General features: G+C 63.9%; 1 protein-coding gene. It reads left to right on the top strand.

Going from position 1 to position 255, the window contains the following annotated elements:
- Window positions 1-255: hypothetical protein (locus J4G32_RS22280; protein WP_210497806.1), on the top strand; the 255-nt coding region annotated here is incomplete at both ends.

Below are 255 nucleotides of genomic sequence, written 5' to 3'. Positions count from 1 at the left end.
TGTCGACTTCATCCACGCCTATACGGGCTACATCGCGCCCTCCCTGCGGGACATGCCGCGCGGCGGGATGGCGGAACGGCAAATCGACATCAGCTACCGCGGGTCGATCCAGCCGCTGGAATTCGGCCGCCTGGGTTTCGAGAAGCGCGGGATCGGCTATGACGTTGCGGCAGCGACCGCGGGCGTGAGCGATCTCACCATCGATATTTCGAGCCGGTGGGAAGACCGCATCAACGGCACCGCCTGGTTCGATTT

This window comes from Microvirga antarctica (assembly GCF_017921815.1).
Classification (GTDB): Bacteria; Pseudomonadota; Alphaproteobacteria; order Rhizobiales; family Beijerinckiaceae; genus Microvirga; species Microvirga antarctica.
This window is presented reverse-complemented; position numbering and strand designations above follow the sequence as displayed.